General features: G+C 49.7%; 22 protein-coding genes. 8 read left to right on the forward strand and 14 right to left on the reverse strand.

All coding sequences use genetic code 11. The features are described 5' to 3' along the window. Window positions 1–257 precede the first annotated feature (257 nt). From H9630_RS15360 to H9630_RS15370, 3 genes are all read right to left on the reverse strand, one after another. Entirely contained in the window at window positions 258–1280 is a 1023-nt protein-coding gene (locus H9630_RS15360) for an ABC transporter permease (RefSeq protein ID WP_191716374.1), read from the reverse strand. After that, window positions 1277–2002: an ABC transporter ATP-binding protein gene (locus H9630_RS15365; RefSeq protein WP_191716375.1), complete on the reverse strand. Its 726-nt coding sequence runs from the start codon at window positions 2000–2002 to the stop codon at window positions 1277–1279. Before H9630_RS15365 ends, H9630_RS15360 begins: the two co-directional genes overlap by 4 nt. A gap of 242 nt (window positions 2003–2244) precedes the next feature. Beyond that, the gene (locus H9630_RS15370) at window positions 2245–2784 is read right to left on the reverse strand and encodes a GNAT family N-acetyltransferase (RefSeq protein WP_191716376.1); all 540 of its coding nucleotides are present in this window, start codon (window positions 2782–2784) and stop codon (window positions 2245–2247) included. 178 nt (window positions 2785–2962) lie between these two features. Between H9630_RS15370 and H9630_RS15375 the strand changes: the two genes are divergently transcribed. From H9630_RS15375 to H9630_RS15390, 4 genes are all read left to right on the forward strand, one after another. Next, window positions 2963–3205: an SHOCT domain-containing protein gene (locus H9630_RS15375; protein WP_191716377.1), complete on the forward strand. Its 243-nt coding sequence runs from the start codon at window positions 2963–2965 to the stop codon at window positions 3203–3205. Window positions 3206–3234: 29 nt separating this feature from the next. Next, window positions 3235–3489, forward strand: coding sequence for an SHOCT domain-containing protein (locus tag H9630_RS15380; RefSeq protein WP_191716378.1), 255 nt, complete (start codon window positions 3235–3237; stop codon window positions 3487–3489). Window positions 3490–3589: 100 nt separating this feature from the next. Next, window positions 3590–3916 carry a four-helix bundle copper-binding protein gene (locus H9630_RS15385; protein ID WP_191716379.1) on the forward strand — a complete coding sequence of 109 codons (327 nt, stop codon included), beginning with the start codon at window positions 3590–3592 and terminating at the stop codon, window positions 3914–3916. Window positions 3917–4021: 105 nt separating this feature from the next. Further along, window positions 4022–5500, forward strand: a complete 1479-nt coding sequence (locus tag H9630_RS15390; RefSeq protein ID WP_191716380.1) for a phytoene desaturase family protein — start codon at window positions 4022–4024, stop codon at window positions 5498–5500. Between the two features lie 71 nt (window positions 5501–5571). Here H9630_RS15390 and H9630_RS15395 read toward each other — a convergent pair whose 3' ends face one another. Genes H9630_RS15395 through H9630_RS15405 form a run of 3 tightly spaced genes read right to left on the reverse strand, consistent with a single transcriptional unit; the run spans window position 5572 to window position 8629 of the window. After that, complete coding sequence (locus H9630_RS15395; RefSeq protein WP_191716471.1) at window positions 5572–6240, reverse strand: response regulator transcription factor; 669 nt, start codon at window positions 6238–6240, stop codon at window positions 5572–5574. Continuing rightward, the gene (locus H9630_RS15400) at window positions 6233–7621 is read right to left on the reverse strand and encodes a sensor histidine kinase (protein ID WP_191716381.1); all 1389 of its coding nucleotides are present in this window, start codon (window positions 7619–7621) and stop codon (window positions 6233–6235) included. The genes H9630_RS15395 and H9630_RS15400 overlap by 8 nt, the downstream gene beginning before the upstream one ends. A gap of 30 nt (window positions 7622–7651) precedes the next feature. Then, entirely contained in the window at window positions 7652–8629 is a 978-nt protein-coding gene (locus H9630_RS15405) for a F510_1955 family glycosylhydrolase (protein WP_191716382.1), read from the reverse strand. Window positions 8630–8764: 135 nt separating this feature from the next. Between H9630_RS15405 and H9630_RS15410 the strand changes: the two genes are divergently transcribed. From H9630_RS15410 to H9630_RS15425, 4 genes are all read left to right on the forward strand, one after another. Beyond that, a complete protein-coding gene (locus H9630_RS15410) occupies window positions 8765–9358 on the forward strand; it encodes a YdhK family protein (protein WP_191716383.1) in 594 nt (197 codons plus the stop codon). Between the two features lie 161 nt (window positions 9359–9519). Further along, window positions 9520–11169 carry an ATP-binding protein gene (locus tag H9630_RS15415; protein WP_225218584.1) on the forward strand — a complete coding sequence of 550 codons (1650 nt, stop codon included), beginning with the start codon at window positions 9520–9522 and terminating at the stop codon, window positions 11167–11169. Continuing rightward, on the forward strand, window positions 11166–11873 hold the full coding sequence (locus H9630_RS15420; protein ID WP_191716385.1) for a response regulator: 708 nt from the start codon (window positions 11166–11168) through the stop codon (window positions 11871–11873). The genes H9630_RS15415 and H9630_RS15420 overlap by 4 nt, the downstream gene beginning before the upstream one ends. 178 nt (window positions 11874–12051) lie before the next feature. Then, the gene (locus tag H9630_RS15425) at window positions 12052–13374 is read left to right on the forward strand and encodes a CitMHS family transporter (protein ID WP_191716386.1); all 1323 of its coding nucleotides are present in this window, start codon (window positions 12052–12054) and stop codon (window positions 13372–13374) included. A gap of 155 nt (window positions 13375–13529) precedes the next feature. Here the strand turns inward: H9630_RS15425 and H9630_RS15430 are convergent, their stop codons facing one another. The 8 genes from H9630_RS15430 to H9630_RS15465 form a co-directional block, all read right to left on the reverse strand. Next, complete coding sequence (locus tag H9630_RS15430) at window positions 13530–14264, reverse strand: SIS domain-containing protein (RefSeq protein ID WP_191716387.1); 735 nt, start codon at window positions 14262–14264, stop codon at window positions 13530–13532. Window positions 14265–14287: 23 nt separating this feature from the next. Beyond that, window positions 14288–14557, reverse strand: coding sequence for a phosphocarrier protein HPr (locus H9630_RS15435; protein WP_191716388.1), 270 nt, complete (start codon window positions 14555–14557; stop codon window positions 14288–14290). 19 nt (window positions 14558–14576) lie between these two features. After that, window positions 14577–15299, reverse strand: a complete 723-nt coding sequence (locus tag H9630_RS15440) for a GntR family transcriptional regulator (protein ID WP_191716389.1) — start codon at window positions 15297–15299, stop codon at window positions 14577–14579. Window positions 15300–15304: 5 nt separating this feature from the next. After that, a complete protein-coding gene (gene nagB, locus H9630_RS15445; protein ID WP_191716390.1) occupies window positions 15305–16045 on the reverse strand; it encodes a glucosamine-6-phosphate deaminase in 741 nt (246 codons plus the stop codon). 5 nt (window positions 16046–16050) lie between these two features. Then, on the reverse strand, window positions 16051–17211 hold the full coding sequence (nagA, locus tag H9630_RS15450; RefSeq protein WP_191716391.1) for an N-acetylglucosamine-6-phosphate deacetylase: 1161 nt from the start codon (window positions 17209–17211) through the stop codon (window positions 16051–16053). Between the two features lie 64 nt (window positions 17212–17275). Continuing rightward, window positions 17276–19192 carry an N-acetylglucosamine-specific PTS transporter subunit IIBC gene (gene nagE, locus H9630_RS15455; protein ID WP_191716392.1) on the reverse strand — a complete coding sequence of 639 codons (1917 nt, stop codon included), beginning with the start codon at window positions 19190–19192 and terminating at the stop codon, window positions 17276–17278. Between the two features lie 168 nt (window positions 19193–19360). Further along, on the reverse strand, window positions 19361–20413 hold the full coding sequence (locus H9630_RS15460; protein WP_191716393.1) for a DUF871 domain-containing protein: 1053 nt from the start codon (window positions 20411–20413) through the stop codon (window positions 19361–19363). A gap of 72 nt (window positions 20414–20485) precedes the next feature. Further along, a complete protein-coding gene (locus H9630_RS15465) occupies window positions 20486–21865 on the reverse strand; it encodes a PTS transporter subunit EIIC (RefSeq protein WP_191716394.1) in 1380 nt (459 codons plus the stop codon). Window positions 21866–21881: the final 16 nt, after the last annotated feature.

Consider the following 21881-nt stretch of genomic DNA (forward strand, 5'->3'; position numbering starts at 1 on the left):
TATTTCACTCTCTACATGAATTCCACACCTCTACATGAACACTCCACGTTTCTACCTCACTATCCGCCCCTGCTACCTCAACTATCCAGCTCCCTACAAGCCCCAAGAATTCCAACCCCGTTCAAGCCCGAAAAATGATGCAGTCCGCCTGCGCGAACTGCGTTTCATTACCAAGAATTGCCGATCTCATGAATCCGACTGCTTTAACCTAAAGAATCGCAAAAGCCGCCCGCCGCAGCGAACAGCTTTCTTTGATTTCATAATTTGCGGTACCGCTTTAAAGCGATGATGTTCAGGAAGATGAAAACCGCCGCAAAAGTAGCGAGTGCCAGCAAATTGCTGGAAACATCCGCCAACCCTTCCCCTCTGTACATGATGGCTTTCAAGGCATCGGCCGCATAGTACAGCGGCATGATGCGGCTGATGTTCTGCAGCCAATCTGCCATGCCTTCGAGCGGGATGATGCCGGCGAAGAAGATTTGTGGAACGACGACAATCGGGATGAACTGGACCATTTGGAATTCGGAGGATGCAAAAGTCGACAGCAAAATGCCGAGCGACAAGGCCACCAACGCCAGCATAAGATTTATCACGATGACGTGCCACACTTGGCCGACCATGACCATCTCCAAAACCCGAATGGAATAAAACACCACAATGATGGTTTGGATGATGGCGAAAATCCCGAAACCGATCAAATAGGCGAAAACGATTTCCCAGCGCCGGATTGGCGTCGCCAGCAATCGCTCCAAGGTTCCGGACACCCGTTCTTTCAACAAACCGATTCCCGAAATCAAGAAGACGAAAAAGAAAACGAAAAAGCCCACAAGTATCGGTCCGAGAACATCAAAGAATTCCGTCTCCGCATCTCCATAAATGTATTCCGCTTCAATGCTTGCAGAGACTCCCGCTCCCCCTTGCATAGCGGCAGCTTGTGTCACCTGCATCAATAAAGCCCGTGATGTGCCTGGGTCATTGTTTTCCAATGTCACCTGAAAACCGCCATCGTTTACTTCCAGCAAGCCGTCCAATCCATCTTCGACGACGGTTTGACTATCGGCTTCACTATAGGGAACCACATCGATCGACGCATTTTCCAAAGCAACGGTGAGCAGCTCAGTGCCGCCGACAACGCCAAGCCGCGGGTTTTCATTATCGCCGTTGAAAAAGAAATACATCAGGGTCAGGACGATGAGCGGCGCAAAAAACAGTAGTGCCATTGTCCGCTTGTCGCGCAGCAGCTGCAGCATGATCCGTTTAATCAATGCCAAAATTCTCATTGCGCACCCCTTCCTGCCTGCAGAAAGACGCCTTCCAAATCAACTGCTCCATATGCAGCCTTTAATTCGTCCGGCGTGCCAGTTGCCAGGATTCCGCCTTCACGAACCATGGCGATGCGATCGCATTTTTCCGCTTCATCCATAACATGCGTTGTTACAATGATGGTTTTTCCCTGCTGGCGTTTCAAAAGCATCAATTCGTTCCAAATCGACAATCGAAGTTCCGGATCGATGCCGACAGTCGGCTCGTCCAGAATCAAAATTTGCGGATCGTGGACCAAAGCGATAGCCAGCGACAATCGGCGCTTCATGCCTCCCGAATAAGCAGCTACTTTCTTGCCAAGTTCATCAGTCAACTGGACCAAATCCGCTGCATAGGCGAGGCGTTCTTTCAGCACTGCCTGATTCATTTTGTAAAGTGAAGCGAAAAAGCGCAGGTTTTCCCTGCCCGTCAGTTCCGGATACAAAGCGTCGGATTGCGCCATGTAGCCGATGTCTTGGAGCAACGACAAATTGGGCACCTGTTTGCCGAGCACCTCTACCATACCGCCGCTCGGTGAATCGATGCCGACAATCATCTTCACCAAAGTGGTTTTCCCCGAACCCGATGGACCGATCAATCCGAAAATCTCGCCGCCTGCAACTTGCAGGTCGACTTCTTTGAGCACTGCCGTTTTCCCATAGGTTTTGCTGAGTTTATTGATGGAGATGCTGGTGTCCATACGCATTCCCTCCAGTCAGAATAAAAACCTGTTGATACTTTGTATTCTACGCTCATTTTTAAAAAAGCAAAGCAGCGGGTTTGCTGCTTTGCTTTTGGGTAATAGGGTAATGGAAGTGTATAAGAATCATCAGCACAGAACGGGCGCTTACGCTTTTCCTTGTCCAGACTCCGCAGCCAGCTCCTCGAGCCGCTTCGCCAGATCGTCCACTCGGCAGAGCTAAACGGCCGCCCTCGCTTTTCCTATTCCCATTCAGAGGCCAACATCCCATACACCACATGGTCAACATAGTGGTCGTACAGCCATTCGGCTTGGCGGATGGTGCCTTCTTCGGTATAGCCTAGGCGTTCAGGAATGCTGCGGCTTTTGTGGTTGCCGACTGCTGCACGGATCTCGACTTTATTCAACTGGAGATCTTTCAGCGCATAATCGGTCAAGGCTTTGGCGACGCGGGTCATGATGCCATTTCCTTGGTATTCGTGGCCCAGCCAGTAACCGATGTAGGCTGTCTTGCTGGCATGGTTGATGTTGTTGAAACCTGCGATTCCGACGATTTCCCCTTGATAGAGAATCACTGCGCCCAGGCTTTTTCCTTCAACAAAGTTGCTGCTGCCGGACTTGATGAAGTCTTGGGTATCCTGCAATTTAGTGGTGAAATCTAGCCATGGCAGCCACTCTTTCAAATAGTCCCGCGAGGCATCAGTTAGTTCGAAAATCCGTTCGGCATCCCGCATTTCCTGAAGTTTGAGGGACAGGTCTTCGTCAATTTTATGTATGAACATGGCGGTTCCTCCTTTTTATATGTAGACCATCGTAGCATACCTATCAGAATTTTCCATCCGTAATTTTTTGCGCAGGAAAAACCTAAATTGTAGATTTGTGCTCTTATTCACATGGTGAAACGTGTAAAATGAATAGAGAGCAAAGCGTGATTTTATTTCAGGGAGGAGCGTGAAGAGTATGGAAACTGTCGCCCCCGGAATTCCGTTATACTTGTGGATGTTGCTGTTCCTGATGTTTCTGGTGATGGCGTTTATCGGCTTGGTCATCTACACGAGCCGCAAAAGCATGCCACGCGACATTCTGCCGCCACAGAATAAGCAATCCAAGCTGCTGGCGGAACAGTATGCCAATGGCGAAATCAGCGAAGAAGAATATCGGAAACGCATGAAAGAGTTGGAGAAACAATCCACCAAACCATAACGTCTGTTACAGAAAGGAAGTTGGAGACCATGGGAGAGTTTTTCACGCCGGGCAACCCGGCACTTGGCGTAACCATCGCTGTTGGATTTATCGTTCTGTTAGCCGGAATCGGAACATTGCTTTGGCTGACGTTGCTTAAAGCACGCAAAAAATCAGCAAGTACAGAGCCAAGCGGACCGAACCGAGCGGTTGATGCGCTGCATCAGAGCTATATCAACGGCGAAATCACCAAGGAAGAATACAATGAACAACTGCGTGATTTAAAAGGGCCGCCAAAAAACTGATTGTGCAGTTTTTGTGGAGTTTCTCGATTTCCGTTTAATTAGCAAGTGAAAGGGAAATCAAAAAGAGAAGCAACAAAATCTGAAACTGGAGGTTTTATTGATGGCACATGAACAACATGCAGAACTGATTAAAACCTTGCACGATTGCGCAGCAGCGTGCAACCACTGTTTTGACGCGTGCTTACAGGAAGACGATGTGAAGATGATGGCGCAATGCATTCGCTTGGACCGGGAATGTGCAGATATTTGTGCGTATCTGGAACACGCCATTACCCGCAACTCTCCATTCGTTGCTGAGTTGGCACAAGCTTGCGCAGCCATTTGTGAAGCATGCGGCGATGAATGTGCGAAACACGATCATGACCACTGCCAAAAATGTGCGGAGGCCTGCAAGAAATGTGCAGAAGCTTGCCGCAGCGTAGCTTAATCTTTTACTGAAAGCCCGGTTGCTGGGAGATTCCCGGCAGCCGGGCTTTTATGATGGCAGGAATAGGGGTTTTTCGACATAATGGAACCAAAGGAGTGGATTCGGATGGCTCGAACAGTATTGGTGATAGGCGCCGGCATCGGTGGATTAACAGCGGGTTCGTTGCTCGCAAAAGCGGGATGGCCGGTGACGCTGCTCGAAGCTTCTTCGGAACTCGGCGGCTGTGCAGGGAAATTCAAGCGCCATAAGTATTTATTTCCTGCCGGTGCCACGCTTGGCATGGGCCTTGAACCGGGAGGCATCCACGAGCGGGTCTTCCGGTTTCTCGGCAAACCGATGGCCATCGAACCGCTTGAGCAAGTCATGGAGATGATCCATCCAGAAGCAACGTTTATGTTCCAAAAAGACCGCACGCACCATGTGGAAGGCGTCGTGGCACACTTTCCTCAAAGCAGCGAGCAGATTCGTGCGTTCTACAAGGAAATCTACCAGACTGCGGCCATTGTCCGCACCTTGATGGACCCGCTCCCTGCCCTGCCTCCTTCAACGGCGGCCGAATGGGCATTTCTGGCAAAATCCATACGTCCAAAACATGTCAAGCTTTTGCCTTTCTTTAATCAAACTCTAGGCCAGCGGCTGAAAAAGCATGGACTTGGTGACTTGCAGGAGTTTCGCCATATGCTCGACGGCCTGCTGATCGACAGCATGCAGACCGGCAGCGAAGATGTGGCGTATTTATTGGCGGCAGTGGCGCTTGATATTTACCATGAAGGGGCCTATTATGTGCCCGGCGGCTTATACCGTTTTTCCGAATTGATGGGCGACAGCCTGAAAGACAATGGCGGTGTCCTGAAAAAGCGGCGGACGCTGGAGAAGTTGGAACGGAAAGGCAACTTGTGGATGGCAACCGATCATCGCGGCAATGTCTATGAAGCAACGGATGTCATCTTGAATGTGCCGATCCAGCAATTGCCGAAGATTTTGGCGCCAGAGCTGGTTTCTAAACTGAAAGTTTCGTTGCGCGACGGCATTGCCGGCGAGACGTGGGCGACCCTGACGCTGTATCTGGCGGTCGATTCGGCCAAGCTGAAAGAACCGCTGCCCGCTTTCCGCCAGATTTCAACAGGTGAAGGGCTGGCAGAAGGCGGCCATTTTTTCATGTCCTCTTCTGTTCCCGGCGACGAATTGCGTGCGCCTGAAGGTTTTCAGACCGTGACGATTTCTACGCATTCGCGGACAGACGAGTGGATTGGCAAAGAAAAATACGAAGAGACGCGTGCGGTTTTAACAGAGCGCATGCTCCAGGCCATCCAAGATGCCATCCCTGAATTCCGGGAAGCCATCGTCCATATGGAAAGCGGCGCGCCTAAAGCGTGGGAACGTTTTGCAGGACGTCCGAATGGCTTCGTCGGGGGCTTCCCGCAAACTTTGGATGCGGCATTGTTCAATTCCATTTCGCATCATTCCGGTTTGCCCAACCTGTATGTCTGCGGCGATCATATTTTCCCTGGCGGCGGAACCATAGGCGCGGCCGCCAGCGGGATTCATGCAGCACGGTCGGTATCGGGTGAACGATTGGTGTAAGGCAGTTGAAGCACGAACCAGCCCAAAGGCACAATGAAAACCGCTGTCGAGAGTTTCTCAACAGCGGTTTTCTAATTGATCCATTTATAACCGATGCCCCATACTGTCTGGAAATGGTCGTCGATTGGAAAGCCGGCCTGACGAATTTTCTCTCGAACGTTGCGGACATGTGAATCCACTGTGCGGCCTTCCGTTTCCGAGTCGAAGCCCCACACCAATTCGAGCAAGCGGTCCCGCTCGAATACTTTATTCGGGTTTTTCATCAACAGGCCGAGCATGGAAAACTCTTTAGGTGTCAGGCGGATCGGCTGGTGGTTAAAGCTCAACTCGAAACCCTCTTCTTCCCAGACCAAGCCGTCCAATTCAATGCGCTTTGGCGGGGCGCTGCGGCGCAGCAGAGCTTCCATCCGCGCCAGCAATTCCTCTTCTCCAAAAGGCTTCGTCATGTAATCGTCCGCTCCAAGCCGAAGCCCTTTAACGATGTCTTCTTGCTGCTCACGGGCAGTCAGCATGATGATCGGCACATTGGAGAATTTGCGGATTTCGCGGCACACTTCCCAGCCGTCCATATCCGGCATCATGATATCCAGCAGCACCAAATCGAAGGCTTCTTTATTCAACAGCTCGAGTGCCTGTATGCCGCTGTCTGCTTTGACGCAACGGTAATCATATGGCCGCAAATACAGCGCCACCAGATCGAGCATCCGTTTTTCGTCATCGACCAATAATACTTTATGAATGATTTCCACCCCTTTTCAGCCGGATCGTAACAGCGGTCCCTTTGTTCAATTGGCTATCAATGCGGATTCTGCCGCCATGCGACTCGACGATTTCTTTGGCGATTGCCAAACCCAGCCCCGATCCTCCACGTTCACGTGACCGTGATTTTTCTACGCGGTACAACCGGTCAAAGACAAAGGGCAGCTCTTCCTGGGGAATTCCCTGGCCTTGGTCACTGACTCGAATGGCGATGCCATCCCCTTCTTCACAGCATTCCACATCTACATGGCCACCCGCACTTGAATGTTTGCGGGCGTTGTCGAGTATGTTCAACAACACCTGTTGAATGCGTTCAGAATCAATAAAGGCCTGGATATCTTCCCCGCAATTGACGGACAATGAAATTTGCTGTTCGTCAAAAGCTGGTTTAACCAACAGCGCCACCGACTTCAACAATGCTGCAATCGAAACGTCGTTCTGCTCAATGGCGAATTGATTGCGGTCCAGCTTTGCCAAGTCGAATAGATTTCCGACCAGCACCGTTAAATGAGCGGCTTCTTCACGGATGATGCCCATGTATTCTTCGCGTTCCCGCTCTGTCGTGTCCGGACGGTCCAGAATATCTGCATAGCCCTTGATATAAGTCAGTGGTGTCCGCAATTCATGTGAAATGCTCGACAGGAATTCATTGCGGGCATTTTTCAGGTGATCGAGGTCCGTCGACAATTTGGTGATGGCGTTCGCCAATTCCCCGAGCTCATCATTTCGTTCATTTGTCAGATCCACCCGGTTGTTGCCCTGGCTCAATTGCTCCGTCGCTTCCTTCATACGGATCAGCGGCAGCGTGATGAACCGCGACAGCAGCAGGATGGTGATGATGGTCAAGACCACTGTAATCATGCCAATCCACAGAAATTGGTTTTTCAGATGGCCAATGATGCGCTCGATGTTGGTGGTTGGCGCAAACATAAAGACATGCCCTTCATGGCGGCCGTCTATCGTAATGGGACTGTCCGTCGCGATATAGCGCTTGTCCTGCCAGTCTTCCTCGATGATGGCTCCGTCGACAGGCACCTCTTCGAAATCGGTATGCTCGAGCACTTCCACCATTTCAGGTTCCAACGCATCGGAATTGACTAGAATTTCACCCGAAGCATCGGTAATGACGACAATAAAATCAGAGGCCGATTCCATAATGCCGACATGGGTTAACGTCATCTCTTCAAAACTATCCTCCAGCACATCGCTGTGTGTCTCACCGCGCGCCAATAAATTCTCCATCACTTCGTCAACGCGTTCATTGACCAATGTGAAATAAAGCGTTGAAAATAAAAGCGCTTCGATGATTAAAATAAAAACAAAAAACAACAAGCCGATTTTCAAGGATAATTTATTGAACATGTGGACCTCCGCCAATCAAGGAAATTTCTGTTATTCTTCAACTTGTCCAGCATTCAGGATCTGCTTCCAGGCACCTCCGCCATCTTCAGAAATAAAAGCATGCCCCGCAGCTGTGTAAAAGGCTATTTCATCAGTATCCAACGGGTTTTGAGCAATATAGAGGATGCCATCTTCCGGCATATCCGGCAGTTCAAACGCCTGTTCTTCATCCTTTTCCCAAGTATACTGGATGAGCTCCGCTTGTGTGCCATATGTTGCGTAATACAACGCTTCCTCATTGAAGAAAACCGCGGTTCCGTAGATTCCATCTTCCGTCAGCCGGGTGAAGCTTTCCCCACCGTCTTTCGACAGGAAGATCCCTTCAGTGGTCGCAGCGGCAATCAATTGCGAATCGCTCGGATGCATCGCAAAAGAAGAAACCTCGCCTTCAAGCCCTGTTCCGCTTACCTGTTGCCAGTTCTCTCCTTCGTCTTCACTGCGGAAATACCCTGGTCCCATCTGTGAATTTTCCTGCGGATTCATAACAAACAAGTGGTGGCTGCGGTAGCCGGCCGCCATGCCATGAAAATCCGTTTCTCCTTCAAAGCCCATGTGATTGAGCGACCGGCCGCCGTCCTTGCTGCGCTGGATGCCGATCGGATTTTGCATCATCGATCCGGGACCCGGGTGGCCTGATGTATAAAAGCCGTCATCCACTGCATTAAAGCCCATGTAATCATGGAGATGGTCACTGGTTTCCAGCCATTTTCCGTCCCGGTAAATCTTCAACCCGTGATGCGAGGCAAAATAAAGGCCCTCTTCATTTTCAATATAACCCATACCGTGGACATGATCCATGCGTCCATCAAAAGCTACTTCAAAATCCTCCGTGGTTTCGGCTGTTTCATTCGTCTCCGTCTCGCCGGTGGTTGTCGTCTCCGGGTTTGACTCTTCCGGTTCTTCGGCTTCTCCACATCCTGCAAGCAACAGGCCTGCCAGCAAAGGAGCTGCAATCCATTTTCTGTTCATTCCGCTCATTCCTTTCGTCTTTCCATCTGGATTCATTGTACAAGAAAAGTTTTGATTTTTTGTGCAGATTCTGCACAGCATTTGCATATTTTTTGGGTACAGTGTAAAGACCAAACACATGAAAGAGGGATTCACATGAAGAAAAACAACTTTCTCCTGATGACGATGGCCACTTTGACAGCTGTCACATTGGCGGCCTGCAACGAACCGGCGGAAAACGCAGTGAACCCGGCAGATCCCGACAACCAAATCGAGTTGAATGAAGAAATGGACGAAGAGATGGGGCACGGCGGAATGGATCATTCCAGTTCCGGCGAAGTGCCGGAAGGACTGGCCGAAGCTGAGAATCCGACATTTCCTGTTGGCAGCCAAGCTATCATAAGTGCGGATCACATGCCTGGAATGGACGGCGCTCAAGCGACCATCTCCGGTGCATACGACACGACCGTCTACGCGTTGAGTTTCACACCGACCTCAGGCGGCGAACCGGTCGAAAACCATAAATGGGTGATTCATGAAGAACTGAAGAATCCCGGAGACGCCCCCCTTTCTCCAGGTGATGAAGCGGTGATTGCCGCCGATCATATGGAAGGCATGGACGGCGCCACGGCCACGATCGATTCGGCAGAAACAACCACCGTCTACATGGTCGACTTTAAAACAACTGACACCGATGAAGACGTCACGAACCATAAATGGGTCACTGAAAGCGAATTATCCGCTGAATAAAGCCAGCATCCTCTGCATTTTTCGCGGAGGATGCTTTTTTCATTGATGAACGAGCATTTATTCCACTGAACCAGATTTCCGCCTGGAAGAAGCATGGATCCCCCGCTTTCCACATATGGTATTATTACAAAAAGCACATCTGTATGAAGGAGCTTTTCACCATGATCCGATTCCACAAAGCTGATATCCAAAAGCGGCCTTTTCAGCCGAAAGACACCATAAATTTAAAAATGAAGATGATCGGATTGATCGCTCTGCTGATTTTGTCGATCGTTTTGGTCATTGGCATTTTCCTCAACCACTTCATCACCGATACGCTGGAAGCTCAGATGGGCGAACAGGCCCTGAGCGTAGCCGAAAGCGTGGCGCTCAATCCCGATATTGCGGAGGCTTTTAAAACGCAAGATCCCGCGGCGATTATTCAGCCGCTCGTTTCCCCGGTTCAGCAGTCAACCGCGGCTGAATTTATCGTGGTCGGAAACAGGGACGAAATCCGCTACTCGCACCCCAATCCTGAACAGATCGGCAAAAAGATGGTCGGCGAAGACAATGAACGAGCACTGAACAACGGTGAATCCTATGTTTCTGAGGCTACTGGAACGCTTGGCAATTCACTGCGCGCGAAAGTGCCGATTTACTCAGGAGATGACATTATCGGTGTCGTGTCCGTTGGGTTTCTCGCTAAAGACATCCAGACGCTGATCGGCGACTACAACCATGAGTTATGGCTGATGCTGTTGATCATTGGGCTGGTTGGCATTATTGTTGCGGTTGCCATCGCCACCTATATTAAACGGAAACTGCATGGCCTGGAACCTGAGGAAATCTCGCGCCTGCTGTTTCAGAAAGAGACCATCCTGCAGTCGACACACGAAGGCATCATCGCCGTGGACGATACCGGAAGGATTACCTTGCTCAATCAGATGGCCCAGCAATTGTTGTTCGGCAACGAACGGGATGGGGACAAACTCATTGGCCAGCCCATTCGGCAAGTCCTCCCTACTTCCGATTTGCCGGATATCCTGAAAACCCGGACGAGCCATTTTGATCAGGAAGAGGTCTATGGCAGCTATGCGGTCTACGTCAACTCAGGTCCGATTTATTATGAAGATACGCTGGTCGGCGCCGTTTCCACTTTCCGCAATAAAACCGAAATCGACCGGCTGACAAAAGAGCTGTCACATATCAAGCAATACGCCAACGCGCTGCGCGCACAGACCCATGAATTTTCCAATAAGCTCTACACCATTTCAGGGCTGGTCCATTTGAATAAAAAGGAGGAAGTCCTTGATTTTATTCGGATGGAAAATGACATTCAGCAGGAATGGATCCAGCAAGTCATCGACAAAGTTAACGATCCATTGATCAGTGGCATTCTGATCGGCAAGCTCAATCAAGCAAGCGAACAGCAGGTCCAACTCACGATTGACCCGGATAGCCGGCTGCAGACACCTTTGTCGGAACAGCAAAGCCGTGCATTGCTGACCGCCATCGGCAATCTGATCGACAATGCACTTGACGCAGTGAAGGAATGTTCGCCGGACAGAAAGCAAATCAGCCTCTATTTCACGGACGTCGGAGATGATATCTTACTGGAAATCGATGATTCGGGACCGGGAATTCCGGATGGGCAAGAGCAACAATTATTCGACAAGGGCTTTTCATCGAAAAGCGGCCCAGACCGCGGTTATGGGCTAAATACCACGAGACAGCTTATTGCCGGTGCCGGCGGTGAATTGCATGCAGAGGAAAGTGAACTCGGCGGAGCCTGCTTTGTCGTTTCATTACCGAAAAAGGAGAATGCGTTATGAGACAGATGCTTCATGTACTGATTATTGAAGACGATTTCCGCGTTGCCGAAATCAATCGCCAGCTTGTGGAGCAGGTCGCTGGCTACCAAGTCGATGGCGTCGCCAAAACAGGCGATGAAGCGATGGCGTTCCTGCAAAGTTGCGGACAGCTGCCGGATTTGATTTTACTGGACGTTTTTATTCCTGACCGCAAGGGGCTGGAACTGCTTCAGGAAATCCGGCACAGTTTCCACGCTGTTGACGTGATGATGCTGTCGGCTGCCAAGGATACGGCCACAATTGAAGAAGCGCTGCGCTGCGGCATTTTCGATTACCTCGTCAAGCCGGTGGATTTTTCCCGTTTTGAACAAGCACTATTGCGCTTCGGCGAACAAAAAGCATTGCTTGCTTCCCGGCAAGAACTGGAACAGACGGACATCGACAGGCTGATTGGCATCGAACCTATTGCCGTTCTTTCCGAGACGGCTGATGGGCATTTGCCTAAAGGCATTGACCAGCTGACCTTGGTCGGCGTCATCGAAATTCTGCAATCCTCCGCCCCGGAAGGCCTCAACGCCATGGAGACTGGAAAAGCGGTGGGCGTCAGCCGTTCCACTGCCCGGCGTTACTTGGAACATCTCGTTTCCATCGGCGAAGCAAAAGCACAATTGAATTACGGAGAAATCGGCAGGCCCGAAAGACGTTATATTCCGTGGACAAAATGATCAAAACCACCTTAATGCTCTTTAGTTTGCTTAATTGAATAATCTTATTTTTCAAATCCCTCTGTGCTAAGTTAAGAACAATAACTTAGAAGCAGAGGGATTTTACACAAAATGCGATTTTGTATGCGTTTACAATTCCTCCTTCATTTTAGTCTTTTATCTACAGGGAGGAATTCTTATGTTAAGTCTTATTGGATTATTGACCATCGTTGTCATTGTCGGATTGTTGATCAGCAATAAAATCACACCGATCGTCGCGCTTGTTCTTGTGCCGATTGTTGCTGCTTTTGTAGCGGGCTTCAGCTTTGCTGAAATCGGCGATTTCTTCAACAGCGGCATTGAATCAGTGATGAGCGTTGTCATCATGTTCATCTTCGCGATTCTGTTTTTCGGCATCATGCAGGATGTCGGCTTGTTCGACCCGCTGATCAATAAAATGATTGCGGTATCACGTGGAAATGTCATTGCAGTGGCAGTCGGAACTGTGCTGATTGCAGCAGTCGCACAACTTGATGGATCAGGCGCTTCGACATTCCTGATCACCATCCCTGCTTTATTGCCTTTGTATAAACGCTTGAAAATGAATCCTTATTTGTTGCTGCTATTGGTCGGTACTTCCGCCAGTATCATGAACATGCTGCCTTGGGGCGGCCCACTTGGCCGTACGGCAGCTGTGCTGGGCGTTGATGTTACCGAATTATGGCGCCCGTTGATCAAAGTCCAGGTGATTGGGTTGGTGTTGTTGATTGGATTGGCTGTTTTATTGGCCATCCGTGAAAAGCGCTTGATTGCCAAACGCGGAGATTTTAACGAAGAACTTTATGAAGAAGCACAGCCCCTTGTTAAAGGTGCGCAAGATGAAGCTTCATTGAAAGCCGCATCTCTTCGCCGTCCGAAATTGCTTTGGGTCAATACCCTTTTGGCCATTGCCGTCATCGGCATTTTGGTTTGGGGCATCATCCCTGCCGGCTTTGCCTTTATGATTGGTGTCAGCTTGGCTTTGCCATTGAACTACCCGAATATGAAAGACCAGATGGACCGAATCAAAGACCATGCACCAAACGCATTGTTGATGGCCGCCATCATTTTGGCAGCCGGTTCGTTCCTTGGTATTTTGAACGGCACCTTGATGCTGGATTCAATCGCCAATGATCTGGTGAAAATCCTGCCCGCCTTCGTCATTCCGTATCTTCACATCATCATCGGATTTTTGGGTGTACCTTTTGATTTATTGCTTAGTACTGATGCTTATTACTTCGCTTTATTCCCGATTGTGGAACAAGTGGTTACTGAATTCGGCGTATCATCGTTGTCGGCTGCCTATGCCATGATCATCGGCAATATCATCGGCACATTCGTCAGCCCGTTTTCTCCAGCTCTTTGGCTGGCTCTTGGATTGGCCGGACTCGAAATGGGGCGCCATATCCGTTATTCGCTTCCAATCATGTGGGGATTCAGTATCGTCTTGCTTGGAATTTCGATTTTGATTGGCGTTGTGTAAGGAAATAGTTTAAGAGCCAGCCACAGTGGACCTGTGGCTGGCTTTTTGATGTGGATTTCTTTGGTTGTTTGCGGAATATGGGCATATACGCACGTTCAGCCCTAATCGCACAAAAAAAAGCACGGCAGAAAATCTCTGCCGTGCACTAAAAACGATCAGGAAAGCAATGGAATCCGTTCGTGGTATTTCTTGATCATTTGCGTGTTATGTTCGTCCGCTCCGTCGATATTGCCGCTCCGGAAAATGGGCGGTTCAAAGCCCGCATCAGCCATTTTCTTAATGGCTTCCGCGAAAATGCCGTTCAGTATGGCCGCTCCGACGACAGTGGAAGTCGGACCGAATGGAACGTCGACACCTTCGTATGACAGGATCGCATCCCCTGCCACGGAATGATTGTCGATGACCAGGTCTACTGCATTAAACAGGTGTTGGCCTGTTATGTGGCGCGAGGGCTGGTTACCGGAATACTCCAGTGACGTCAGGCAGATGACGAATGCCCCTTTTTCCCGCGCCGCCAATGCAACATCCACCGGCACGGGGTTGCGGCCGGAAGTCGAGATGATAAAGACTATATCGCCTGCGCGGAAGTCCTGTTCTTTCAGGAATCCTGCCGCATACTCGCTTTGCCGCTCAAGTTGCGACGATTGGACCGCGCCTTCGTGCAGCATCAACGGTTCCACAAAAATCGGCTTGATCGGCACCAAACCACCGGCGCGGTAAAACACTTCCTCCGCCAGAATATGCGAATGCCCGCAGCCGAACAATTGGATGATGCCGCCGGACTGAATGGCAGATGCCACTTTCCCGGCTGCTTCAAGCATCGCCTTTGCTTCATTTTTCTCGACAAGCTCCAGACGTTCCTGTACTTGTTTGAAATAACTGCTTAACATCCGATCAGCTCCAGTCTAGCTGCTTACGCTTGTCCAAGTCCTTCAGCCACGATCAATTCGTCGACTTTGGCCATCAACGATTCTTCGTCGCTGCCGTCAGCTGTGATAGTGATGCTGTTGCCTTTGGAAACGCCAAGTGACATGACGCCCATGATGGATTTCAGGTTTACTTCTCTTTCCTTATAAACCATTTTGACGTCTGAAGAAAACGGGGATACCGCTCCTACCAATTTTGATGCCGGGCGTGCATGAAGACCTTCGTCGCTTGTGATGGTATAGCTTTTTTCAATCATGTCCATTTCTCCTCTTTTGTTATCTTTGTATGTCGGTCGTAAATTTGTAGCGGTCGGCACGATAGGTGCTGCGGACCACTTCGAATGGCATTTCACCCGCGAGATAGCTGATGCGTTCAATCATCAGGATGGCTGCCGGCGGTTTGATTTGCAGCAGATCAGCATCTTCTTTTTTCACCAAGCCCGCTTCCATCCGTTGAGTGGCGCGGCTGATGGTCAGTTGCTGGTCTTTCTCGATCATAGCATACAGCGAACCTTTGAACGAATCCTGGTGCAGGTCCGGAAACTGTTTGACCGGCAAATAGGTGCGTTCGATAGCCATTGGCTTGTCGTCGGCAAAGCGAATGCGTTCGACGAAATAGACCTCATCCCCTTGTGCCAATTGCAGAGCGGCCGAAATGTCGGATTCCGGCTCCAGAATTTCAAAGTTAATCATCTTGCTGCTCGGGACCATGCCGCGCGCCATCATATCCTCCGTGAAGCTCGTCAAACCATTCAGCGGCTGCTCGACTTTCGGTGATGCCACAAATGTGCCACGCCCTTTTTCACGGTACAATAAGCCGTCATTGACGAGATTGGTGATGGCCTGGCGCACCGTCATGCGGCTGACGTCAAAACGTTCAGTCAGTTCACGTTCAGAAGGAATCGTGGTGCCAATCGGGAAATCCCCTTGCTGGATCTGCTGTTTCAACTGTTCTTCTATTTGAATGTAAATGGGAATCGGCGATTGTTTGTCCAGCACAGCGATCACTCCTCTTCAGCCTTCACGAGCCCGTATGCCTCCCGGTCTACAATCAGTGTAACATCACTGTGCTTCCATAAAAATGAAGCCGGAAAATCTTTGCTGACGCGCCCTTCGAGAAAACGTTTGACTGCCTGTGCTTTCTTTTTGCCCGAAGCCAACAGGAGAACTTTTTCACTTTTTAAGATTGACTCGATGCCCATTGTAATGGCGTGCGTCGGCACTTCATCGCGGTCGCTGAAAAATCGCGCATTGCTGTTGCGCGTCGACTTTTCAAGCTTGACGCAATGAGTCCGGCTCGTTTCCGGCGTGCCTGGCTCATTAAAACCAATATGGCCGTTTGTCCCCATGCCAAGAATCTGCAGATGAGGCGGACCGAGTTCATCAATCAATGCTTCGTAACGGCGGCATTCTTCTTCGACCGGCAACGCTTTGCCGTTTGGAACGTAGGTATTTTTCAGCTGAATATCGATGGATTGAAACAATTTGTCATTCATAAAATGGCGATAACTGTTTGGGTGTTCACCAGACAGGCCACGGTATTCATCTAAATTGAACGTTTGGACATCCCGGTAGGAAATGCCGCGTTCCCGAACGCCTTCAATCAGCTTTTCATAAAGGCCGAGCGGAGTCGACCCAGTTGCAAGCCCCAGCACAGAACGGGGATTGTCCCGGATCTGTTGTTCCACCAATTGCGCCGCCTTGCTGCTCATCTCTTCGTAGTTTTCGACTCGTATCAGTTTCATCACAGTCACTCCTTCGTATAAGCGATTGTTCCTCGGCAAATGGTCAATTGGACAGTGAAGCTGTCGTCAAGAATCGCCACATCGGCGTCTGTCCCTTCTTGCAAGCTGCCTTTATTCGAAAGGCCGAGTTCTTTTGCTGCATTGGCGGAAGTCATTGAAACCAGTTCGTTCAAACTGCAGCCGGTGATCGATTGGACGTTTCGGATGGCGGCATCCATTGTCAGGATGCTGCCCGCCAATGTGCCGTCGGCAAGCCGCGCGTCTTTCCGGGTAACTTGCACGTCCTGCCCACCCAAATCGTAAACGCCTGGCGCTAAGCCCTTTGCACGCATTGCATCGGTGATGAGGATCAGCCGTTCTGCCCCTTTTTGGCGGAAAGCCAGTTCAACAGAAGTCGGATGGCTGTGAATAAAATCAGCGATTACTTCTACCGTCAGGCCTTTTTCTGTCAAAGAAGCGCCTACGACACCGGGATTGCGGTGATGGAATGGGCTCATCTGGTTATAGAGATGGGTGACATGGCTCGCGCCTGCACGGACAGCCGCCTGCACTTCCTCAAGCGTTCCATCCGAATGGCCGATCGACGCAATCACACCGTCCTCTGCCAGGTTTTTGATGAATGCCAATCCGTTTGTTGTTTCCGGAGCAAGCGTCACCAGCCGGATTTGGTTCCCGCTGAGCTTCTGCCATTTTTGGAATAGCGGATAGGAAGGTTCCACAATGTGTTCAATCGGCTGTGCCCCTGCCCGCTTATCGGAAATGAACGGCCCTTCCAAGTGGACGCCCAGCATTTCAGCCTGGCCATCCTCCATCTGGAAATCCCGAATATTTTTCAATGCAGCTGAAATGGCTTCATCTGATTGGGTCATTGTTGTCGCCAGAAAACTCGTCGTGCCTTCTTTCGGCAACACGCCAGCCAATCCCTTTACTGCTTCAGGTGTGGCATCCATGGCGTCGTGCCCTGCCGCACCGTGAATGTGGACGTCAATAAACCCGGGAAACGCTGTCCAGTTTTTGCCGGTTGCATCAATATGAACATCTGCCTGTGCTTCAATTTTTTCTGCGACACGGCTGATTTTTCCGCCTTCCAGCAGGATGTCTCCCACGTAACTTTCTTTTGCAGCATCCGCTATGGCGATGCCGGAAATCAATATGCTTTTCTTCATCTCAACCACTCCTTGCGAAAAACCAGGAAAATCACTGTGGATGTCCCTGGTTTTTCTGCTAGTATTATTCGACTTTCAGGATGGAAGCTGTTCCGTGCTCCTGGAAGCCCTCTTTCATGACAGTGACTTGTTGTTCAGTTAAGTTTGTGAAAATAATCGGTGTTGCGATTGAAGGCGCATTGGCTTTCAGGAATTCCAGATCAAGCTTCAACATCGCGTCTCCGCGCTGCACGAGCTGCCCTTGCTCCACCAAAGTCTCAAAGCCTTCGCCTTTCAAGTTGACCGTATCCAGTCCTACATGGATCAGGATTTCAATGCCGGTATCCGTTTCAATGCCGATGGCGTGTTTGGTCGGGAAAACACTGACCACACGTCCGTCAACCGGTGAATAGAGCGTATCTCCAGTTGGCAGGATGGCAAGCCCTGGCCCCATCATGCCTTTTGCAAACACTTCATCCGGCACTTGTGACAACGGAATCAGTTCGCCTGTAATCGGCATTTCAAAATCTTCTGCGACAATCGCTTTCATTGCCGGCTCTTCAGCGGTTGTTTCTTCAATCACTTCCGCTTCTGATCCCGCTGCAGGAGCCGGGTTGCCATTGGCGAGGCGCGGCTTCATGGCATCTGCCAGGAATTCAACTGCTGTGCCGATGACAACCTGGACATTGGTTTTATTGACTTTCATGACACCCATTGCACCGTGGCGCTTAAGGTCTTTTTCGTTTACACGATCTGAATCTTTAACAGTCATGCGCAGGCGCGTCGTGCAATAATCAACGGCGACAATATTGTCTGTCCCGCCAAGCGCTTCAATTGTGTGGTAAGCTCTGGCGTCAACGGCTTTATTGCCAGTGCCTGCATTTTCTGCACCTTCTTCATCTTCGTCTTCACGGCCGGGTGTTTTCAGGTCCAGCTTAACGATCAGGAAGTAGAAGATGACAAAATAAATGGCTCCGACAACCAAGCCCATTACCAATAGGAGCAGCGGATTCTTCGCGAGTCCATAATTCAGCACATAGTCAATCGCTCCAGCTGAAAAGCCGAAACCGTGGTGGATATCCAACGCATAGGCGACCATCATCGAGACGCCTGTCAATAAAGCATGGACTACATACAAAATAGGCGATAGGAACATGAACGAAAACTCAATCGGTTCTGTGATTCCTGTTAAAAACGATGTAAAGGCGATACTGAAGAGCATTCCGCCAACAATGGCTTTGCGCTCTTTTTTAGCTGCCGCATACATCGCAAGACAGGCAGCCGGCAAACCGAACATCATGATCGGGAAGAAACCGGACAGGAATGGTCCTGCTGTTGGATCCCCTTTCAAGAAACGGTTGATTTCCCCGCGGACCACTTCTCCAGAAGCATCCGTAAAAGTACCGAAATCAAACCAAACAATGGTGTTGATGACATGGTGCAATCCAGTCGGCAACAACAGGCGGTTCAAGAAACCGTATGCCCCGACACCGAACATGCCGGCATTTAAAATCCACTCACCTGCACTGTCGATGCCGTCTTGGATCGGTGGCCATGCATAACCGAGCACGCCAGCCAGAATCGTCATGGTTGCTGCAGTGATGATCGGCACAAAGCGCCTGCCGCCAAAGAAGGCAAGCCATTGCGGGAACTTCACATTATAGAATTTATTATACAAAAGACCTCCGACAATACCGGACAAAATACCGGCGAAAACGCCCATATTGATCGACTCGTTAATTGTCACGATCGCCGAAGTCAAAACGAGGTAAGCGATGGCACCGGCCAAAGCCGCTCCACCATTGCCATCATGGGCAAGGCCCATCGCAATCCCGATGGCAAAAATGATTGCCAGGTTGTCGATGATCCCTGCACCGGCTGCCGACATGAACGGAATGCCGAGCATATCATCCTGCCCAAAACGCAACAGCAAAGCGGCCGCCGGCAGTGTAGCGATTGGGAACATCAATGATTTCCCTATTTTCTGCAGAAAACTGAACATAGAATTTCCTCCCTTTTATGTATTCTTAATTTTCACTATATCCATTATCGGTATAGTTGTCTATACCAATTTTAATGATTTCGGAAATAAAGTAAGCGGTTTCTTTGAAGCCTACTAGGAGAAAAAGAGCTGGAATCCCAAGAAGATTCCAGCTCTTTTCCCGATTATTCAAATCCACTCTATCCGAAACTTCATTCCGCCTTTTATATAGGAAAGTAACGCCAGATCTTCATCAATGACTTTGCCGATGACGTTGACCTTGTCATCTGCAGGCAAGTCTCGCTTCGTAATTTGCAACTCGCCCCGGTAACGGCCATAACGCTCGTTGTCGACCGTAATGCTGCCTTTTTCTCTTGCAAGAGTGTTGTTCGGTTCGAGCAGATGTGTGCCGATCAAACCGTATTGGCGCGATTCCATGGAACGGATGCAGTCCCGCGCTGCGTCCCAGCGATTGGTTTGGACAGCCAGCGGTTCCACCTCCACGAGGGCTTGTGCCCGCAGCCGGATTTCTCCTTGATTGAACAAACTGAATTGCTCTAAGCTATCTTCGCTGAGTGTAATGTCGCCTACCAGGACTTTATCCACTTCGCCGTATTCCTTCAAATGCAAATAGGCTTGAAAAGGAGCCATGTCCCGGTGTTCTTCCAGAGTCGGCAGTCTTTTATGTAAAGGTCCGCGAAGAATTCCATCTCCCGGAATAAAAGCCATCACGGTCAATCCTTCACTTTTCAGCCAGCGATTGGTATGTACAAATTCCAGAAGGTCCAGACCTGTTTCCGGTCGCGGATAGAAATTATGCCACATTTCCACAGCATTTTTCTTCAAACCTGCAGCTTCCAACTCAGCTAGCCCTTCCTTTGTTAAGGTGCTGGCATTCAATGCGATTTTCATCTGATGGGAAAGTGCTGCGATTATTTCATTGTCTACTCCGTAATCGATCCGTAGCCCTGTCAGTCCCCACTCCAGCAACCCTTCTGCGTTATCCCAGCCAAATCCGAGATGAGCCAATGACTGCGGTGCAATGTCGGCCATCAGTTCCATATCAAACTGTCTTGCCCAGCGCCCTAATTGCTGCAGCCGTTCCTTGTAAAGCAATGGATTGTCCTCCGGAATATGCAGCGAAGTGAAAATCGATGCAAAACCGAGCTTGCTGACCTTTTCAATATAAATTTCCAATTTCTGAAACGACTCGTCCCCCAAATAAACTGAAATTCCACGCATACTGCCAACTCCTTTTCACTAGACTCATGCATTTTATTAAATAGAAAAAAGGGAGATTTCTCTCCCTTTCTTTTAAATCCCTTCTGCCATCTCTTCTTTAAATCCAAATAGATAAGTGAAGATAAAGCCGAAAATATATGAAACGACCAAACCAACGAAATACCAGAGATATTTGCTTTCGGCAATCAACGGGATCAACGAGATACCTGATACGCCTATTCCCAGCGCAGCTGTATGCATCACTGCCTGGAAAGCTCCACCAAATGCTGCTCCCATACAAGCCGTGATAAATGGACGCCCAAGCGGCAAGGTCACGCCGTAAAGAAGCGGTTCCCCGATGCCTAAGAAGCCAACAGGCAAAGCTCCTTTAATGATGTTTCTTAAGCGCTGATTTTTTGTTTTCATAAATACGGCAATCGTAGCGCCAACTTGTCCGGCTCCAGCCATCGCCAGAATCGGCAACAAAGCAGTCGCCCCTACCGTGTTCATCAACTCCAGGTGAATCGGCGTCAAACCATGGTGCAGGCCGAGCATAACAAGCGGAAGGAAGAATCCAGCCAGGATCCCTCCTGCCAATACTCCACCAACATCAAGTACAGACGTCAAAACAGTCATGATGCCGTCTGACAGGAGACCAGCGACCGGCACAACAGCATAAAGCGAGAAGAAGCCGACAACCAATAGCGTGATCAGTGGCGTAAACAGGATATCGACTGAGCTGTGCATCACTTTGCGGACGTTCTTCTCAACAAATGTCATCAACCAGGCAGCAAAAATTACGCCGAACAACCCGCCTCTTCCGACGACCAGCGGCTCTCCATAAATCACGATGTCGGCCAGCATTGGGTTGAATAGGATTCCTCCTGCAATGGCTCCGAGCACCGGCGTTCCGCCAAATTCTTTGGCTGTGTTCCAGCCGACCAAAATAGCCAAATAAGCGAATACTGTACTTCCAAGCAGCAATAAAATCTGCATCCAGGTTTCAGTAGCATCCACTCCAGCATTTTTAGCGAAGTTGGCTGCTCCGTTGATAATTCCTGAAGCCACCAGGCCTGGAATCAGCGGGATAAAGATATTCCCGACACGACGCAGGAAAAGCTTGAATGGTGTCTTGTTCTTTTCTTTCAGCTTGGCTTTTTTCAAAGCGGCTTTTTCTTCAAAGTCCATATCGTTTTCATCGATATCAGCCATTTCGCCAATCGCCAAGCCAGTTTCATTGCTCATTTCAGCAGCAACTTTATTGACTGTTCCCGGCCCTACAACGATTTGAAGTGTATCGTCTTCAATGACGCCCATCACGCCATCAACACGTTTCAATTCATTTAGATTTACGAGGCTGTCATCTTTAATCGATAAACGCAAGCGTGTCATACAATGTGCTACTTGATTGACATTCCCTTTTCCACCGATTTTGGCAAGAATGTCATGTGCCATTTGTTGTTCTTTTTTCATACTGCCCCTCCGCTCC

This window comes from Planococcus wigleyi, assembly GCF_014836985.1.
GTDB lineage: Bacteria > Bacillota > Bacilli > Bacillales_A > Planococcaceae > Planococcus > Planococcus notacanthi.

What these genes read in the sequence shown, in the direction of transcription:
- H9630_RS15360 (WP_191716374.1), bottom strand. Translation starts at nt 1,280, where the DNA reads ATGAGAATTTTGGCATTGATTAAACGGATCATGCTGCAGCTGCTGCGC.
- H9630_RS15365 (WP_191716375.1), bottom strand. Translation starts at nt 2,002, where the DNA reads ATGGACACCAGCATCTCCATCAATAAACTCAGCAAAACCTATGGGAAA.
- H9630_RS15370 (WP_191716376.1), bottom strand. Translation starts at nt 2,784, where the DNA reads ATGTTCATACATAAAATTGACGAAGACCTGTCCCTCAAACTTCAGGAA.
- H9630_RS15375 (WP_191716377.1), top strand. Translation starts at nt 2,963, where the DNA reads ATGGAAACTGTCGCCCCCGGAATTCCGTTATACTTGTGGATGTTGCTG.
- H9630_RS15380 (WP_191716378.1), top strand. Translation starts at nt 3,235, where the DNA reads ATGGGAGAGTTTTTCACGCCGGGCAACCCGGCACTTGGCGTAACCATC.
- H9630_RS15385 (WP_191716379.1), top strand. Translation starts at nt 3,590, where the DNA reads ATGGCACATGAACAACATGCAGAACTGATTAAAACCTTGCACGATTGC.
- H9630_RS15390 (WP_191716380.1), top strand. Translation starts at nt 4,022, where the DNA reads ATGGCTCGAACAGTATTGGTGATAGGCGCCGGCATCGGTGGATTAACA.
- H9630_RS15400 (WP_191716381.1), bottom strand. Translation starts at nt 7,621, where the DNA reads ATGTTCAATAAATTATCCTTGAAAATCGGCTTGTTGTTTTTTGTTTTT.
- H9630_RS15405 (WP_191716382.1), bottom strand. Translation starts at nt 8,629, where the DNA reads ATGAACAGAAAATGGATTGCAGCTCCTTTGCTGGCAGGCCTGTTGCTT.
- H9630_RS15410 (WP_191716383.1), top strand. Translation starts at nt 8,765, where the DNA reads ATGAAGAAAAACAACTTTCTCCTGATGACGATGGCCACTTTGACAGCT.
- H9630_RS15415 (WP_225218584.1), top strand. Translation starts at nt 9,520, where the DNA reads ATGATCCGATTCCACAAAGCTGATATCCAAAAGCGGCCTTTTCAGCCG.
- H9630_RS15420 (WP_191716385.1), top strand. Translation starts at nt 11,166, where the DNA reads ATGAGACAGATGCTTCATGTACTGATTATTGAAGACGATTTCCGCGTT.
- H9630_RS15425 (WP_191716386.1), top strand. Translation starts at nt 12,052, where the DNA reads ATGTTAAGTCTTATTGGATTATTGACCATCGTTGTCATTGTCGGATTG.
- H9630_RS15430 (WP_191716387.1), bottom strand. Translation starts at nt 14,264, where the DNA reads ATGTTAAGCAGTTATTTCAAACAAGTACAGGAACGTCTGGAGCTTGTC.
- H9630_RS15435 (WP_191716388.1), bottom strand. Translation starts at nt 14,557, where the DNA reads ATGATTGAAAAAAGCTATACCATCACAAGCGACGAAGGTCTTCATGCA.
- nagB (WP_191716390.1), bottom strand. Translation starts at nt 16,045, where the DNA reads ATGAAACTGATACGAGTCGAAAACTACGAAGAGATGAGCAGCAAGGCG.
- nagA (WP_191716391.1), bottom strand. Translation starts at nt 17,211, where the DNA reads ATGAAGAAAAGCATATTGATTTCCGGCATCGCCATAGCGGATGCTGCA.
- nagE (WP_191716392.1), bottom strand. Translation starts at nt 19,192, where the DNA reads ATGTTCAGTTTTCTGCAGAAAATAGGGAAATCATTGATGTTCCCAATC.
- H9630_RS15460 (WP_191716393.1), bottom strand. Translation starts at nt 20,413, where the DNA reads ATGCGTGGAATTTCAGTTTATTTGGGGGACGAGTCGTTTCAGAAATTG.
- H9630_RS15465 (WP_191716394.1), bottom strand. Translation starts at nt 21,865, where the DNA reads ATGAAAAAAGAACAACAAATGGCACATGACATTCTTGCCAAAATCGGT.